This window comes from Rhodococcus sp. 06-418-5 (genome assembly GCF_002258285.1).
Taxonomy (GTDB): Bacteria; Actinomycetota; Actinomycetes; order Mycobacteriales; family Mycobacteriaceae; genus Rhodococcoides.
This window is the reverse complement of the sequence record NZ_NOYE01000009.1, coordinates 299,698-313,998: the sequence shown is the minus strand read 5'-3', so window position 1 is coordinate 313,998 and position 14,301 is coordinate 299,698. Positions and strand designations below refer to the sequence as shown.

The window sequence follows — 14,301 nt, the reverse complement described above, 5'->3', positions numbered from 1 at the left end:
CCGGACGGGACAAGGAAAGCTTTGAGTCTCGACCCTGTGGGAGGGTCTCAGGACGTGAGCTTGGCTTGGTAGCGATCGAGGAGCGACGGGACGCCGGCGGTCGGGGGTGCCCACGAGTTCGGAACCGGACAATCGACGGCGACACGGCGGGCCGCAGCCACGAAGTCGCGGGTCAGAGGCGAGTCGACGTCCGAACGCCACCCGATGGACAACGGTGTGGGGGGTATGCCAGTCACCGGAACGAATGCCAAACCTGGCCTCGCATAGAATCTTTGAGTCGACGCTTGCGAGAACGCCACGCCCTTGCTGGAGAGGATGGCTTCGAAGCACTCGTCGACAGTGGAGACTTCGGCACCGAGACGAACGGTCTCACCATCCCTCGAGCTGACGGCGAGCCAGAAGTCCCTCCATGATTCCGGGCTGCGCCTCGCGACGAACGGTTGCCCCGCCACTTCTTCAACACTGGTCGAATCTTGCTGCGCCAGAGGCGAAGTGGATGCTACGACAAGCACTCTCGGCTCCACGAACAGTGTCTCGAGCGCAAGCCAGTCCTGCACGACGACCGGCGGCCTGACGAACGCGACGTCGACCGACCCGTCGCCGAGTCCGACGTAGGGGTCGGTGAAGTCGAACGACTGCATCTCGACCGCGACGTCGGGGTGGAGAGCACGGAAAGCCGACAAGATGTCCGGCGTCAGCTCCGCGGCAGCGTTCGCCTGGAATCCGACGATCAGGTTGTTGCGCCCGCTGCGGCCCACCTGACGTGTCAACGACGCGACACGCTCGGCATCGGCGAGAAGCTGCCTGCTCCCTTCGAGGAGCTTGTCCCCGGCAGGGGTCAACGAGACATGACGGGAATCGCGGATGAACAGTGCGGTTCCCAAGGAGTGTTCGAGTTTGCGAATCTGGACGCTGAGCGAGGGCTGTGCGATATGCAGCCGCGCTGCTGCCTTGCCGAAATGAAGCTCTTCCGCGACGGCCACGAAATACGACAACGGCCTGAGCTCCAACGGAAGATTCACGTCCCCGATGCTATTCCCGCAGCTAGACCAGCACCAGTAGTTGTTTCCTATCGATCGGGCGACCGATTGGTATTGGACGAACCCGCAGGTCCAGCGTGTGATGGGTCACATGACAACACCAACCGACACCACCACCCAGACCCCGGAACAGTGGGCCGACGCGTTCACCCAAGCATCCGACGCAGACGCCGAGATCTCCGCGCACGGCACGTACTTCACTTGCTCGTACCTCCTCGACATGGACACCCACTCCTTCGTCATCGAGATGTCGAACGGCAAAGTCCACGCAATCGCCGTCGACCCAGGCCCGCTCGACCGGCCATATCAGTTCGCCATCCGCGCCGGCGTCGAGACGTGGCAGGGCTTTGGAGTTCCCGTTCCGGCACCGATGTTTCACGGCATCTGGGCGGCGTCGTTCCAGCGCGACATGAAGCTCGAGGGAGATGTCCTCGTCCTGATGCAGAACCTGCGCTGCGTTACCCGCCAGATCGAACTGCTGCGCGCCGTCGGCGTTCCGGTCTAGTCCCCGACTCACACACGACTCACCGAAGGAACAGAACATGAGCAAGATTTCACCTGTGACCGGCCATTACGTCGATGTCGACGTCGACGGTCTTCTGTACAAGGTCTTCTACCTAGAGAACGGCACCGGCCAACCGTTGGTATGCCAGCACACCGCCGGGTGCCACAACCACCAGTGGCGTGGACTGCTCGAAGACGAGGACATCACGCAGAATTACCGCGTGATCGCGTACGACCTGCCCCGCCACGGCAAGTCCGATCCGCCGGAGAACACAGAGTGGTGGAAAGAGGAGTACAAGCTCTCGGCCGACCATTACGCCAACTTCATCGTGGCCCTGGTCGATGCACTCGAACTGGAGAATCCGATCTTCATGGGTTCGTCGTTCGGTGGCAACATCGCCTTGCAGCTGGCGCTTCGCCATCCGGAACGCTTCGCCGGAGTCATCCCGGTCGAGGGAGCCGACTACTCACCGGGCTTCTACCTCGACTGGTGGCAGCACCCCCACGCGAACGCTGCGCAGGTGTGTGCAAGTGGCACATGGGATCTCATGGCACCACAGTCGCCCGAAGCCGACCGCTGGAAGACCTGGTTCTACTACACGCAGGGATCCGAGGCGTTCAAGGGCGACTTGCACTTCTACTCCGTGGACCACGACCTGCGCGACAAGCTCGACCAGATCGACGGCGACCGTTGCCCGGTCGTCATGCTGACCGGCGACTACGACTACCTCACCACCCCTGAGGACAGTGCCCGCACAGCTGCGCAGATCAAGAATGCGAAGTTCATCGAGATGAAGGACATCGGGCACTTCCCGATGAGCGAGAACCACCCGGTGTTCCGGACGTACCTTATCGAGGCGCTCGAGGTCTTGCAGAAATCCGCGTCCACCTCGGTCTCCGTCTGACCTGACCCTGTACACACCCGCATGCTCGCCGGCCTCCGACACGGGGCCGGCGAGCATTCTTTTCGGCCCTCGAAAGGGAGATCCCGATGTCTGCCAAACACTTTCCGTACTGGGTTGCCGGCGAATCGACTACCAGCGGTGTCGCTACCGAGATCCGCAATCCGTTCGACGGTCGCATCGTGGGGACGGTGTTCGAAGCGGCGTCGGAACACGTCGACGCCGCGATCGAGGCGTCCGCCGCGGTGGCGGACGAGTTCGCGGGAACGCCGGCCCACGTTCGGTCGGATGCGCTCGTACATGTCTCGACGCGTCTGCACGAGCGTCGGGAGGAAATCGCTCGGCTCATCTCTGCCGAATCCGGCAAACCGATCAAGTGGGCGCGAGTCGAAGTCGCTCGCGCGGTGTCGACATTTCGGTGGGCGGCCGAGGAAGCACGACGATGGAGCGGGCATCTTCAGCGACTTGACACCGACGCTGGATCGGACGGCCGCTTGGCGCTGATTCAGCGCGTCCCACGCGGTCCCATCCTCGGAATTGCACCGTTCAACTTTCCGCTGAATCTGGTGGCCCACAAGGTGGCACCGGCCCTGGCGGTCGGCGCGCCGATCATCGTCAAACCTGCGCCGGCCACCCCGCTGACAAGTTTGGTGCTCGGCGAAATGCTCGCCGAGACATCGCTTCCGGCGGGTGCTTGGTCAGTGCTGACCGTCTCTAACGACAAGGCATCGGACATGGTCGTGGACCCTCGGCTACCGGTTGTCTCGTTCACTGGATCGGTTCCGGTGGGTTGGTCGATTCGAGAACTCGTTCCGCGCAAGCACGTCACGCTCGAACTCGGAGGTAATGCCCCGGTGGTGGTCTGCGCAGACTGGGCCGACGAGGAAAAACAGGAGTACGCAGCCGAGAGAATCGCACGATTCTCGATGTACCAAGCGGGTCAGTCGTGCATCGCGGTGCAGCGCGTCTTCGTCCACGACAGTCTCTACGACGCCATGCGCCGCCGCATTCTGGCTCACGTCGCGTCGCTGTCGACCGGTTCACCCGACGACGACGAGACCGACGTCGGCCCCCTGATCGACGAGCGCGCAGCCGTGCGCGTGGAGGAGTGGATCGAGGAAGCCGTGGAGGGGGGAGCTACCGTTCTGGCCGGCGGTGGACGCACGGGCGCAGTCGTCGATCCGACGGTCATCGAGGATGCACCGCCAGGGGCCAAGGTTGTCGACGACGAGGTCTTCGGGCCCGTTGTCGTACTCTGCAAAGTCGCCTCGGATGCGGAGGCATTCGAACAGGTCAATGAATCCCGATTCGGATTGCAGGCGGGCATCTTCACGTCGAACCTGCAGACGGCGTTCACTGCGTCACGCGTCCTGGACGTCGGCGGGGTCATCATCGGTGACGTGCCGAGCTTCCGCGCCGATCAGATGCCGTACGGCGGAGTCAAAGATTCTGGGATGGGCAAAGAAGGGGTGCATTCGGCGATGGAGGACCTGACGCAGGAGAAGGTGCTCGTTCTGACCGGTATCGAGATTCCCTGAGATTCGGCACGACCCACCCAACTCCGAATGCCTGTTCCGACGGCAAATTCACAGTGCGCCGGCTTTCCCGTCGGGGCCGCGAGTCAACCGTTCGCCCTCACGCCAGGCAAGACCGAAACCAACCACAACGGGACTGCGCGACCGACCGGGTGTCTGTCGGTCCAAAGAATACTGATGTTCGTTCGAGCCAGTGGGCCGAGGTGTCGGATGTGTTGTACAACGTCGGTTTACAACTACCGTATTTGGGTGGAGTTGGGTCTCGGTGTCACGAGCGTGTCACATGTCGGTACCTACGAGAGTGGATTCGGATGGTCCCGCTTGGACGGTCGATGCAGGTCAGCAGCTCCATGGTGGTTCCATGCGGACGTATCTGGTTGTCTCGCAACATACTTGTAAGCGAGCGGTCAACGGTTCAATCCCGTTAGGAGGCTCCACTGCTCCGATCCCGCTGCTGGGGTCGGAGTTTTTTGTCTGTGCGGGCCGGTGTGGAGGGTTCGCGCGCACATACGCCCCTCGTGGGAATTCACGGTGTCTGCAGGAGGTGCGGATTCCGACGAGGGGCGTAGATCCGCGGCGGTCAGAGTGATCCGTGCCGGACGATTTGGCCCAGAGCCTACGTATCCGACACTCATGGGCGTACACGTGACTTGAAGCGATGTGCGACGCCGTCAGACCGGGTTACCTCCCGAGTATGCGCGGCTTCCGATGCGGGTGGTACGGGTCGCGACGGTGGCCGAGATCTACGCGCACCCGAGGGCCGAGGTCGTGCGTCTGACGAACTTGGGCCTGCTGCATCGGGTGGCGACGGGCTTCAGCGTGGCGGTGCCCGATGATCGTGTCGGGACCGGGCTTGGAAGTAGCGGCGGCCGGTATCGCTGTCGCGGCGTACGGCCCCGATGACGCTGTGGTGATGGGTGTCCGCGCGGCCCGGCTGCACGGTGCGATTCCGCGTCCGTTGGCGACGGCGGTGGTGGCTGTGCCGACGCGGCACGATCCGATTCGGTTGGCGGACCGGAAGGCGATTGTTCGGTTCGCCGTACGTGACACGGCGCGTCTTGATGCGGAGCGCATCGATACCGAGTTGGGTCCGGTGTTGGTGACGACTGCGGAGCAGGCGGTCTTGGATTTGATGAAGCGTCCCGGGCTCTGTGATGCAGAGGGTGAGGTGTGGCCGGCGGTGGAGCAGTTGTATCGGAAGTGCAACCCGAAGGTTTTGGCCGAGAACGCCGATGTTCAGAACGTGCGAAAGACGTTGGTACGGATGCAGACTCGGTTGGGGGAGTAGTCAGTCCCGACGAGCTGGACTCGGTGCCAACGCAATTCGGTATCGCGCGTCCACAGGTCGAGCGGGATCACCCGATCTCGCACCTGCTCGGTTACCTGAGTGCGCACTTCGCGGACCAGGATTGTGTTCATCGGCGGGACAGCCTTGCCTGGAACGCGCAGTTCACCAATCCATCCCATCGAGGCAGAGCCCCAGACACCTCCTCTGCCCGGAATGCGCGATGCGGCCTCACCGTGCAATAGCCAGGTGCCAATGTGGGTTCGCAGTTCAATCCACCTCTTCGCCGATCCACTTGGCCAACAAGTGGTGGATGTGGCGGATTTTCACTTCTTGATAGCGAGCCAACGGCAACGTCTTCGACTGCGCGGACTTGAGGCCCTTGTGCACCTTCGGCATGTTGTACGCGTCCTGGTCGAACACCCTCGCAGAGCTACCGAGAACCGTTGCTTCCAACCAGGACTGCTCGGGGCGAAGCCACTGGGTCTTGGCCGGCTTCGGCCGTTCGCCCTTGAACGGCGCGAGCAGATAGACGTCCATGATCGAGGTTTCATGGTTGTCGCCGTTCGGGCGGAACCGGTAGACGATGCGCTGGTACGCACCCCATGGATGGAAATTCGGAAAAACTGTGTAGTACACGCTGTCGAGCGACTCGGCGTCGGACATGTTGTCGGCCTTGACATCTCCGATGATGTCGCGCAGTCCTTCTCGAGCGAGCATGCCCGACATCTCCCGGGCGGACACACCGTCGGGCAGCGTCACCATCGGGTCCTCGTCGATGCGAGCGTCGACCATGGAGTCGAACATCTCCTGCTCGGACGGTACGAAGTTGATGTGCGGGCTGGGCACGCCGTTGGCGGTGATGCCGCGGTTGAAGTTGCCCCAGGTGTCGTACTGGCTGTTGGAGTCACCGGTGCCGACGACGCGTTGCGGATGCGTGGTGATGACGTGGAACGCCTCGGAGAACGCTTCCTGCGCGATCTTCCAGTTCGCCTGGATCACCTGTGCGACGTGGGCCTGAATGTAGCGGTCCTCCAACGGCCAAGCCTCGAAATGCTTTCCGAGGTCACCGAGAAAGCTGTCCAGCGACTCGGACGTGGGATCCATGTTGATGAAGACGAAGCCGCCCCAGGTGTCCACCTTGACCTGAGGGAGGTCCATCTTGCCCTTGTCCACATGCGGGAAATCCCACGCACACGTCATCGACTTCAGTGACCCGTCGAAGTTCCACGCGAAACCGTGGAAAGGGCAACGCAATTCGTTGCCCGCCGGCCCGTCCTCCTCGCGGAGGGTGCGTCCGCGGTGCAGGCAGGAGTTGTAGAAGGCCCGGATTCCCATGTCCTTGCCGCGTACGAGAAGAATCGACTTCTCGCAGATCTCGTAGACCAGTGTGTCGCCCGGCTCGGGGATCTCCTCCTCACGGCACGCCATCTGCCATACCTTGTACCACACGCGATCTCGCTCGAGTTCGTGGTACTTGCGGCTGATGTAACGCGAGATCGGGACGAAGTTCTGGTCCTCGTACATCTCGTGTGACTCGATGCGCAGGATCTCCGGTACGGGATGGGTGTCGGTGTCCAGGAGTCGTTGGTAGCCAACGCCGTTCTCGATGAACCCGGCGTCCTCGGCGGGGCGTTCTTCGGTGTTGGTCACAGTTTGCCTCCCTGTTCGAGCGTGATGGCGCGGGCCTCTTCCGCCAATTTGTCGGACTGCATCTTCTCGAGTAGTTTCGCCGCACCCATGAATCGCCGGTTCTGTGTGATCGGCACGGGTTCGCGGGGGCCGAGTCCGACCCACCGGGCCAGCTCGGGGTCGACCGCTTTCACCTCGCCGTGGAGGTAGCGGCCCTCGGGGTCGAACGTTCCGGTCTTGCCGTGGCGGTCCGTGACCAGAACGTTGAAGTCGTCATCGAATTCGTAGATAGCGTGGCTCATCGGATGCTTGATCTGTCGCATCGCAATCTCCTTGGAACGGGGCAACGCCCTTACTTGGTGCCGAATGCATTAACTGTAACAGCGAACAGTGATCGCGGGCACACTTTTCTTTAGGCTGACTCCAAAAACTCCGGTCATGTGCGTGCTGCCCACCGTAGGGCTCCCGCCACGAGTCGGCGGTAGACGGGATCGGCGAGGGTGGGCGACTTGTCGCCGGGCTGCAGATACGCCAGCCGACTGCGGCCGTTGGTTTTCGTCCACCCGACCAGCTGCGAGCCCGGTCGGTGGCTCCAGCCCTCGCGTTCGTCGCGGCGGCCCGCCATGGCCAGTGCCGTCGACCAGTGCACGCCGTCGGTCATCTCCGCGTCGGTGCGCAGCAGGGGAGTGACGTCGTCCTCGAAGACTTGGCACAGGTAGGTCTCGTCGACGAGGTCGAACGAATCGGGGATGCCGAGGGTGATCGGGTGCGCACGATCGGTGACGGTGATTGTCTGCGGAACTGCATGTCGGTAGCCGGAGTCCGGGCAGTCGACACCGCGGACGATGCCTGGCCGGTAGAGGTATCGGCCACCCACGAACTCGGCCCACTCGTCCCAGTTCGCCCACGAGGCGATGGCGTGATGCAGCACCACGTAACCGTGTCCGCTGGTCGGAGCCGCGGCTACAGCTGCGCGCACGGCCTCCGGTGGATCGGCCGGTGTGGGCAATGTGCCGGGCATGTCGTAGTGCAACGAGACGTCGAACCGGGCCAGGTCGTCCGGGCCGAGATCCGCGTCCGGGTGTTCGTGCCAAGACACGTCGCCGGGCAACGAGTCCAGGAGTTCGGTGAAAGCATCTCGGTCGAACGAATGCCCACCGGTGAATGCCGCAATACGCATGAACGGGTGTCCCATCGATCAATTTCAACTTGTGATGCAGTCAAGTTACTCGGCGAGGGCGGTAGTTCAGCGTCCTTCGATCATCTTCGAACAGACCTCGGTGGTCGCCGCCCGCAGCCGAGGTGCCGATATGCCGGCCAGCGGCCCACCCTCGATGCGCAGCGGCTGGATGGCGATGGTCGTGGCGATCATCGTCCGCACCCGCAACGACCGCGCGGCCTGCTGCGCTGCCGCGGACCGCTTGTTGGCCGGTGTCTCCGCGACCGGGAAGTAATCGAATGCACGTCGGATGTGCCGGTCCTCGTACTCCTTCGTCAGCAGGCGAGTTCCGGGCGTCGCGCCGCCGGCCATTTGCAGAAACAGCATTCGCGCCGCGTTCGGGTGCTCGGCCGTCCAGTCCCACACGGCGTCGATGACGCTCTTGAACGTGTCTGCGTCGGCCTCGGCGTCGTCCGGCCGGGCATGCTGCGCGGCGGCGGAACTGGCGTCCATCGCATACCCGAGGGCGCTCTCGAACAGCTCTTCCTTGCTCGCGAAGTGGTAGTAGACCGCGGTCGGTACCATGCCTGCGGCCTCGGCGATCTCCTGTATCGACGTTTCTGCGAAGCCTTTTCGGGAGAAGACGCGGACGGCTGCTTTGACGATGAGGTGCCGGCGCGACGGCCGATGGGCAGAACCCTTCGGTGCACCGGGCTCGGCCGGCGTGTCGACGGTGTTCTCATCGTCTGCGTTGGCAGAACTCGACGAGACGGTGCCTACCGGATCGTCGTCGGTGGCGGGCGATGAATCCCAGCCGTTCGGCGTCTCGTCTGCGTGACCGTTTTCGGGGTCGCTGTTTCGTCGTCGTGGCACCGGGCTCAATTTACTCGCTGGTGCACGTCGCGACACCCTGATCGAGCGGTGGGTGCCATGATCTACTGCATGGCAGGCAAGGGAGTGGCACCGAAGCGGACTGCGACGGCTCCGACGAGCAAGGGCGCAAAGCGAGCGGCGCATCGTCCGTCGCGGCGTGAGGTCGTCGTCGACGCCGCGATGCATCTGTACTCGGTCCGGTCCATCGAGGACGTCACGGTTGCAGATATCGCCGCGGAAGCCCAGATGACCTCCGCCGCCGTCTACTACCACTACCCGTCCAAAGACGAGGTTCTGCTCGGCGGGCTGCGGCTCTATGCGGACGGTTTGCTCGATGAACTTCGCACCCAGGTCGAGAGCGACCCGGACGCCTCTCTGGGCGACATCATCGTTGGATTGCTGGAGTGGACGGATCGGCATCGGGCCGCGTCGCTCGTGTACTTCGTGCGATCGCCGGGATGGAGCCTGTCGATCGAGTCGCTCCGCAGGGAAGTGCGTTTGACGATGCTCAACATCTTCACCGCCGAGTTGCGTAGCCGCAGCGGAGTCACGACGCGAGCGAAACAGGCTGCCGCCGCGACTGCACTGTCGAGTCTGCTCGAGGTCTCGGTGTCGTCCTGGCTGACCGAGGACACGGTTCTTGCCAACCTCGGACGACGGAGATTTTCCGACGAGGTTCGCGAACTGGCCGCCGACATCGCCAGTTTGTGAGGACTGCTGGAGCCGAACACAACTAAGTGCTCGTCCGCGGGCCGTTGACCCGGAACTTTGCGGAAGTATCTTTAGACCGACGACAGTTTATGGTTGACTTGCACCATGCTCAGTCAGTCGCGTGCCCGATCCATCGATCTCGACAACCCGTTCGCACCTTTGACGGGATTGTGCGAACTGGTCCTGGTCCGGCACGGCGAGCAGGTGCTGAGCAAAGAACTCAGTGCCGGTGAGACGGTAGATCCGCCGCTGTCCGACCTCGGGGAACGCCAGGTACAGGCTGTGGCGCAGAGGCTGGCCACGGCTCGCGTCGATGCCGTCTACAGCTCTCCGCTTCGGAGAGCGCTACGTACCGGAACCGAGATCGCCGATCGACACGGACTCGTCCCCGTGGTGCGGGACGACCTCACCGAGTACGAGCCCTGGCAGAAGTTTCCTGCCGACCGCAGTCCCTTCGACGCCCTGCCACACGACGAGATCGCCACGATCTTTCGTGAGCACATCAGGACGCGTCGGTACGACGCGTTCCCTTACGCCGAGGACGGGGCGGCGTTCCGCGGCCGTGTGCTCGGGCAGATTTCCACGATCGTCGACTCCCATCGCGGTGAGCGGGTGGTGGTGACCTGCCACGGCGGCGTCATCAACGCAGTGCTCGCCGACGCTCTGGGCAGCGGTCTGGACATGCCTGTTCGAGTCCACCACACCTCGATCAGCGTGGTCCGAGGTGCCGACACGCGCCGAGCGGTCCAGTCGGTCAACGATTTCTCTCATGTACTCGACTTCCAGACTTCCGTCGGAGCCATGAATCTCTAAGTCCTGCAGTTGAACACCGATCAAGGAGTCATCACATGGATCTCGACCTCAAAGGCAAGCGCGCCATCGTCAGCGGTGCCAGTCGCGGCATCGGCCTAGCGATAGCCCGCACGTTGCTCGCCGAAGGCGCATCGGTCGGTGTGTGCGCACGCGGCGAAGAACACCTGAACGAGGTGTCCGCCGAATTGTCCGAGCTCGGAACGGTTTTCCACAAAGCAGTCGACGTCGGTGACGCCGACGCCGTGAAGTCGTTCGTCGACGACGCCGCCGAGGCGCTCGGTGGTATCGACATCGTCGTGGTCAACGCCTCCGCCGCCACCGGCAAAGGCCCGCAGGCGTGGATCGACAGTTTCAACGTCGACCTCATGAGCCTGGTCAACTTCATCGAATCGGCCGCGCCCCATCTCGAAGCGAGTGCCTCGGCGTCGGTGGTCACCATCAGTACCACATCGGCGCTCGAGGCCGGTCCGATCAGCACCGCCAACAGCTACGGTGCGCTGAAAGCTGCCGTACTGCAGCACTCCTCGGCGCAGGCGCGGGCACTCGGTCCGAAGGGTATTCGCGTGAACGCCGTGTCGCCGGGCCCCATCTTTTTCGAGGGTGGCGCCTGGGAGACCATCCAGACGAGTCGTCCTGCTCTCTACGAGGCTGCGCTCGGATCGGCGTCGCTGGGCAAACTGGGTGCAGCACAGGACGTTGCGAACGCCGTGACCTTTCTGTCGTCACCCGCCGCAGGACACGTCACCGGAATCAACATGGTGGTCGACGGCGGCTTCACCAACCGCTTCGACTTCTGAGTCCCGACATGTCGTCTGATGTGACCGGCACAGCCGACCTGGTGATCCTCGGCGGCGGGTCCGGCGGGTACGCCTGCGCGTTGCGGGCTGCCCAGCTGGGCATGTCGGTGATCTTGATCGAGGCGGACAAACTCGGTGGTACCTGCCTGCACAACGGATGCATTCCGACCAAGGCACTGCTGCATGCGGCCGAGGTCGCCGATTCCGTCCGCGAGGCTTCGACTTTCGGAATCAAGGCGACCCTCGACGGTGTCGACATGAGTGCGGTGAACAGTTACAAGGACGACGTGATCGCCGGCCTGTACCGCGGGTTGCAGGGCCTCGTTGCCTCCCGTGCGATCGAGCTCGTCGCCGGGCGAGGTCGCCTCGTCGGTGACCGCACCGTTGCGGTCGAACTCGCAGACGGTGGTGTCGCCACCTACCGCGGCGAGGCGCTGATCCTGGCGACCGGCTCGCAGTCGAAGTCGTTGCCGGGCCTGGACATCGGTGGTTCGATCGTTACCAGTGACCTCGCACTGGAACTCGACACCGTCCCGGACAGCGTCGTCGTCCTCGGCGGCGGAGTGATCGGGTGCGAGTTCGCCAGCGTCTGGTCGTCGCTCGGCGGACATGTGACGATCGTCGAGGCGGCACCCACGTTGCTGCCGACCGAAGACCCGTGGGTGTCGAAACAGATCGAGCGAGCGTTCCGCAAACGCGGGATGGTGCTGAAGACGAAGACGTCGTTCACCGCCGTCTCCGCTCGAACAGGCGGAGGAGTGCACGTCGAGCTCGCCGACGGATCCACCGTCGACGCCGACCTCATGCTCGTGGCCGTCGGCCGCGGTCCACGCACCGCGGACATGGGCTTCGCCGAAGCGGGCGTCGATCTCGATCGCGGCTTCGTGGTGACCGACGAGTGGCTGCAGACATCCGTGCCGGGCGTGTTCGCCGTCGGCGACATCGTGGCGGGGCCACAGCTGGCCCACCGCGGCTTCGCGCAGGGGATCATGGTGGCCGAGCAACTGGCCGGTCTGGATTGCACGCCCGTCGCGGACAGGGGAATCCCGCGAGTCACCTACTCCAACCCCGAGGTCGCGTCGGTCGGCTTGACCGAAAGCGAAGCGGCAGCGAAGTACGGCGATGTCGAGACCGTCGTCTACGACCTCGGTGGCAACGGCAAGAGCCGCATACTCCGCACGGCAGGCGGGGTGAAGCTGGTCCAGGCCGGCCCGGACGGACCGGTGGTGGGCATCCACCTCGTCGGCGCGCGCGTCGGAGAGCTCATCGGGGAAGCGCAGCTCATCTACAACTGGGAGGCGACAGCGGGGGACGTCGCCCAACACGTGCACGCGCACCCTACTCAAGCAGAGGCACTGGGCGAGGCGCACTTGGCCCTGGCAGGTAAAGCGCTGCACGCGCACGGCTGATCACCGAAAGAGGACACGATGGCGGGACCTGCAGGCCGGCTCGACGCGGTCGTGGTGTGCGGTGGGCAGTGGCACGACTTCGATTATGCGAGGCTGCAACTGCTGTCGTCGCTGAGTGAGTACGAGCTGGTCCGGACAAGGGTGTTCGAGGACTACGACTGTCTCGATGCTCTGGCTTCGGCCGATCTGCTGGTCACCTACACGTGTAATCGGGTCCCGACCGACGTGCAGCAGAAAGCGTTGGAGGCATTCGTTTCTCGCGGTGGTCGCTGGCTGGCATTGCACGGCACCAACTCCGCGATCGACCGGACGCCGAACGGATCGCCGAGCAAGTACGTGACACCGCGGACCCTGGGTGACCTGGCCGGTGTGCTGGGGAGCCAATTCCTGGGGCACCCGCCGATCGCTCCGTACACGGTGGAGTTCACCGAACCCGAGCACCCGTTCGTCGCCGGGATCGGCCCGTTCGAGGTCACCGACGAGCTCTACGTCTGTGAGCTTCATCCACCGATTCGCGTGCTCGCTCACACTCGCTTCGTCGGTGAGTCCACGGGATTCGCCGAGGGGCACACCACTGAGGACGAGCCCAGGCCGGTCCTGTACCTGAAGGACCACGGCGACGGGACGGTCTGTTACTTCACGTTGGGACATTGCCGGGGTCGGGTCGACGTCCAGGACCTCGGAATCGACGATCTGGGCCGGGTCGACCGAGGGAGTTGGACAGTCCCGGAGTTCCGAACGGTCCTCCAGCGCTGTGTGTCGTGGGCCGTCACCGGAGAGCTGACGGCCCACCACTGAGCTGGGTCAGATGATGTCCACCGTGTCGAGAACCCTTTCGGCGTAGGCCGAGTCGCCGACGATCGTCACGTGCTTGCGCCACGGGCTGCGGGTGGTGCCCCACAGGACGAAATCGGTAGCGGCCGAGGTGATCACGGTGTCGGCGGCCGCCGCCCCGGGTTCGACGGTCAGCAGCTTCGAACCCGGCCGCAGGGTCCACTCGCCACCGCCGGGACCGGTGAGTCGCACCCCCAGCGGGCGGTCGAGTACCCCACTCACCGGAGTGCACATCTGCGGCAACCCGGTCCACATCCACTCGACGGCGGTGCGCACCAGATCGTCTTCAGGGTCGGGCACCTCCCGGGTGACCGGTCCGTCGGATCCGAGCAGATCGACATACATGTGGCACCACATGTCGAAGGCGAACGCATCCGAAAGCTGATGCGTGCGATAGGTTCCCAGATCGGTCAGTGTCATCGGGGCCGACGCCGTCTCGGTCTGCTGCATGGCTTCGAGGACCGCCATCGCGCCGTCGACGTTGTCCAGGAACTCGTCGGCAACCTGCGAATTGGACCACTCCCGGCGTGCGTCGACCAACTGGTTCTGCAATTCTTCGGCGGTGCTGGGCGTAGGCGCGGCCGGATCGGAAGGCGGCGGATCCACCATGACCGCGAAATTCGAACCGGTATGCGCCACCAGATCTTTCACCGACCAGCCTGCGCAACGGCTGGGAGCCGACCACTCGTCGACGGTGAGACTGCGGACCACGGACCCGTATCGGTCGGCAAGCTCGCGACTCGCCGACAAGCCTGCCCGGCTCATGACCTGCTCACCGTACCGGTGTCGATGAAGTATTCGGAAGCG

15 protein-coding genes are annotated in these 14,301 nt (G+C 63.8%); 9 read left to right on the top strand and 6 right to left on the bottom strand.

What is annotated here, in order from left to right; all coding sequences use genetic code 11:
* Positions 1–47: 47 nt before the first annotated feature.
* Complete coding sequence (locus CH274_RS05335; protein WP_094630310.1) at positions 48–1,022, bottom strand: LysR family transcriptional regulator; 975 nt, start codon at positions 1,020–1,022, stop codon at positions 48–50.
* 109 nt (positions 1,023–1,131) lie between these two features.
* On the opposite strand from CH274_RS05335, the gene CH274_RS05330 reads away from it, so the two are divergent.
* From CH274_RS05330 to CH274_RS05315, 4 genes are all read left to right on the top strand, one after another.
* Complete coding sequence (locus CH274_RS05330; protein ID WP_094656939.1) at positions 1,132–1,545, top strand: hypothetical protein; 414 nt, start codon at positions 1,132–1,134, stop codon at positions 1,543–1,545.
* Between the two features lie 37 nt (positions 1,546–1,582).
* Positions 1,583–2,449 carry an alpha/beta fold hydrolase gene (locus CH274_RS05325; RefSeq protein ID WP_008719926.1) on the top strand — a complete coding sequence of 289 codons (867 nt, stop codon included), beginning with the start codon at positions 1,583–1,585 and terminating at the stop codon, positions 2,447–2,449.
* Between the two features lie 86 nt (positions 2,450–2,535).
* A complete protein-coding gene (locus CH274_RS05320; protein ID WP_094656861.1) occupies positions 2,536–3,984 on the top strand; it encodes an aldehyde dehydrogenase family protein in 1,449 nt (482 codons plus the stop codon).
* Between the two features lie 829 nt (positions 3,985–4,813).
* A complete protein-coding gene (locus tag CH274_RS05315) occupies positions 4,814–5,269 on the top strand; it encodes a type IV toxin-antitoxin system AbiEi family antitoxin (RefSeq protein WP_256993480.1) in 456 nt (151 codons plus the stop codon).
* Between the two features lie 267 nt (positions 5,270–5,536).
* Here the strand turns inward: CH274_RS05315 and CH274_RS05310 are convergent, their stop codons facing one another.
* The 4 genes from CH274_RS05310 to CH274_RS05295 form a co-directional block, all read right to left on the bottom strand.
* Entirely contained in the window at positions 5,537–6,919 is a 1,383-nt protein-coding gene (locus CH274_RS05310; RefSeq protein WP_094656862.1) for an aromatic ring-hydroxylating oxygenase subunit alpha, read from the bottom strand.
* Complete coding sequence (locus CH274_RS05305) at positions 6,916–7,221, bottom strand: hypothetical protein (protein WP_094630315.1); 306 nt, start codon at positions 7,219–7,221, stop codon at positions 6,916–6,918. The genes CH274_RS05310 and CH274_RS05305 overlap by 4 nt, the downstream gene beginning before the upstream one ends.
* Before the next feature lie 113 nt (positions 7,222–7,334).
* Entirely contained in the window at positions 7,335–8,093 is a 759-nt protein-coding gene (locus CH274_RS05300; protein WP_256993481.1) for a ThuA domain-containing protein, read from the bottom strand.
* A gap of 51 nt (positions 8,094–8,144) precedes the next feature.
* On the bottom strand, positions 8,145–8,930 hold the full coding sequence (locus tag CH274_RS05295) for a TetR/AcrR family transcriptional regulator (protein WP_094656940.1): 786 nt from the start codon (positions 8,928–8,930) through the stop codon (positions 8,145–8,147).
* A gap of 69 nt (positions 8,931–8,999) precedes the next feature.
* On the opposite strand from CH274_RS05295, the gene CH274_RS05290 reads away from it, so the two are divergent.
* The 5 genes from CH274_RS05290 (at position 9,000) to CH274_RS05270 (ending at position 13,458) form a co-directional block, all read left to right on the top strand.
* The gene (locus CH274_RS05290; RefSeq protein WP_254924164.1) at positions 9,000–9,641 is read left to right on the top strand and encodes a TetR/AcrR family transcriptional regulator; all 642 of its coding nucleotides are present in this window, start codon (positions 9,000–9,002) and stop codon (positions 9,639–9,641) included.
* 105 nt (positions 9,642–9,746) lie between these two features.
* On the top strand, positions 9,747–10,454 hold the full coding sequence (locus CH274_RS05285; RefSeq protein ID WP_094656863.1) for a histidine phosphatase family protein: 708 nt from the start codon (positions 9,747–9,749) through the stop codon (positions 10,452–10,454).
* 35 nt (positions 10,455–10,489) lie between these two features.
* Positions 10,490–11,251: an SDR family NAD(P)-dependent oxidoreductase gene (locus CH274_RS05280; protein ID WP_094656864.1), complete on the top strand. Its 762-nt coding sequence runs from the start codon at positions 10,490–10,492 to the stop codon at positions 11,249–11,251.
* Positions 11,252–11,259: 8 nt separating this feature from the next.
* Complete coding sequence (lpdA, locus tag CH274_RS05275; RefSeq protein WP_179275640.1) at positions 11,260–12,660, top strand: dihydrolipoyl dehydrogenase; 1,401 nt, start codon at positions 11,260–11,262, stop codon at positions 12,658–12,660.
* 18 nt (positions 12,661–12,678) lie between these two features.
* Positions 12,679–13,458: a ThuA domain-containing protein gene (locus CH274_RS05270; RefSeq protein WP_094656865.1), complete on the top strand. Its 780-nt coding sequence runs from the start codon at positions 12,679–12,681 to the stop codon at positions 13,456–13,458.
* A gap of 6 nt (positions 13,459–13,464) precedes the next feature.
* Here the strand turns inward: CH274_RS05270 and CH274_RS05265 are convergent, their stop codons facing one another.
* Complete coding sequence (locus CH274_RS05265; protein ID WP_094656866.1) at positions 13,465–14,259, bottom strand: maleylpyruvate isomerase family mycothiol-dependent enzyme; 795 nt, start codon at positions 14,257–14,259, stop codon at positions 13,465–13,467.
* Positions 14,260–14,301: the final 42 nt, after the last annotated feature.

What these genes read in the sequence shown, in the direction of transcription:
- CH274_RS05270 (WP_094656865.1), top strand. Translation starts at nt 12,679, where the DNA reads ATGGCGGGACCTGCAGGCCGGCTCGACGCGGTCGTGGTGTGCGGTGGG.
- CH274_RS05305 (WP_094630315.1), bottom strand. Translation starts at nt 7,221, where the DNA reads ATGCGACAGATCAAGCATCCGATGAGCCACGCTATCTACGAATTCGAT.
- CH274_RS05325 (WP_008719926.1), top strand. Translation starts at nt 1,583, where the DNA reads ATGAGCAAGATTTCACCTGTGACCGGCCATTACGTCGATGTCGACGTC.
- CH274_RS05285 (WP_094656863.1), top strand. Translation starts at nt 9,747, where the DNA reads ATGCTCAGTCAGTCGCGTGCCCGATCCATCGATCTCGACAACCCGTTC.
- CH274_RS05265 (WP_094656866.1), bottom strand. Translation starts at nt 14,259, where the DNA reads ATGAGCCGGGCAGGCTTGTCGGCGAGTCGCGAGCTTGCCGACCGATAC.
- CH274_RS05330 (WP_094656939.1), top strand. Translation starts at nt 1,132, where the DNA reads ATGACAACACCAACCGACACCACCACCCAGACCCCGGAACAGTGGGCC.
- CH274_RS05290 (WP_254924164.1), top strand. Translation starts at nt 9,000, where the DNA reads ATGGCAGGCAAGGGAGTGGCACCGAAGCGGACTGCGACGGCTCCGACG.
- CH274_RS05320 (WP_094656861.1), top strand. Translation starts at nt 2,536, where the DNA reads ATGTCTGCCAAACACTTTCCGTACTGGGTTGCCGGCGAATCGACTACC.
- CH274_RS05300 (WP_256993481.1), bottom strand. Translation starts at nt 8,093, where the DNA reads ATGGGACACCCGTTCATGCGTATTGCGGCATTCACCGGTGGGCATTCG.
- CH274_RS05280 (WP_094656864.1), top strand. Translation starts at nt 10,490, where the DNA reads ATGGATCTCGACCTCAAAGGCAAGCGCGCCATCGTCAGCGGTGCCAGT.
- lpdA (WP_179275640.1), top strand. Translation starts at nt 11,260, where the DNA reads ATGTCGTCTGATGTGACCGGCACAGCCGACCTGGTGATCCTCGGCGGC.
- CH274_RS05315 (WP_256993480.1), top strand. Translation starts at nt 4,814, where the DNA reads ATGATCGTGTCGGGACCGGGCTTGGAAGTAGCGGCGGCCGGTATCGCT.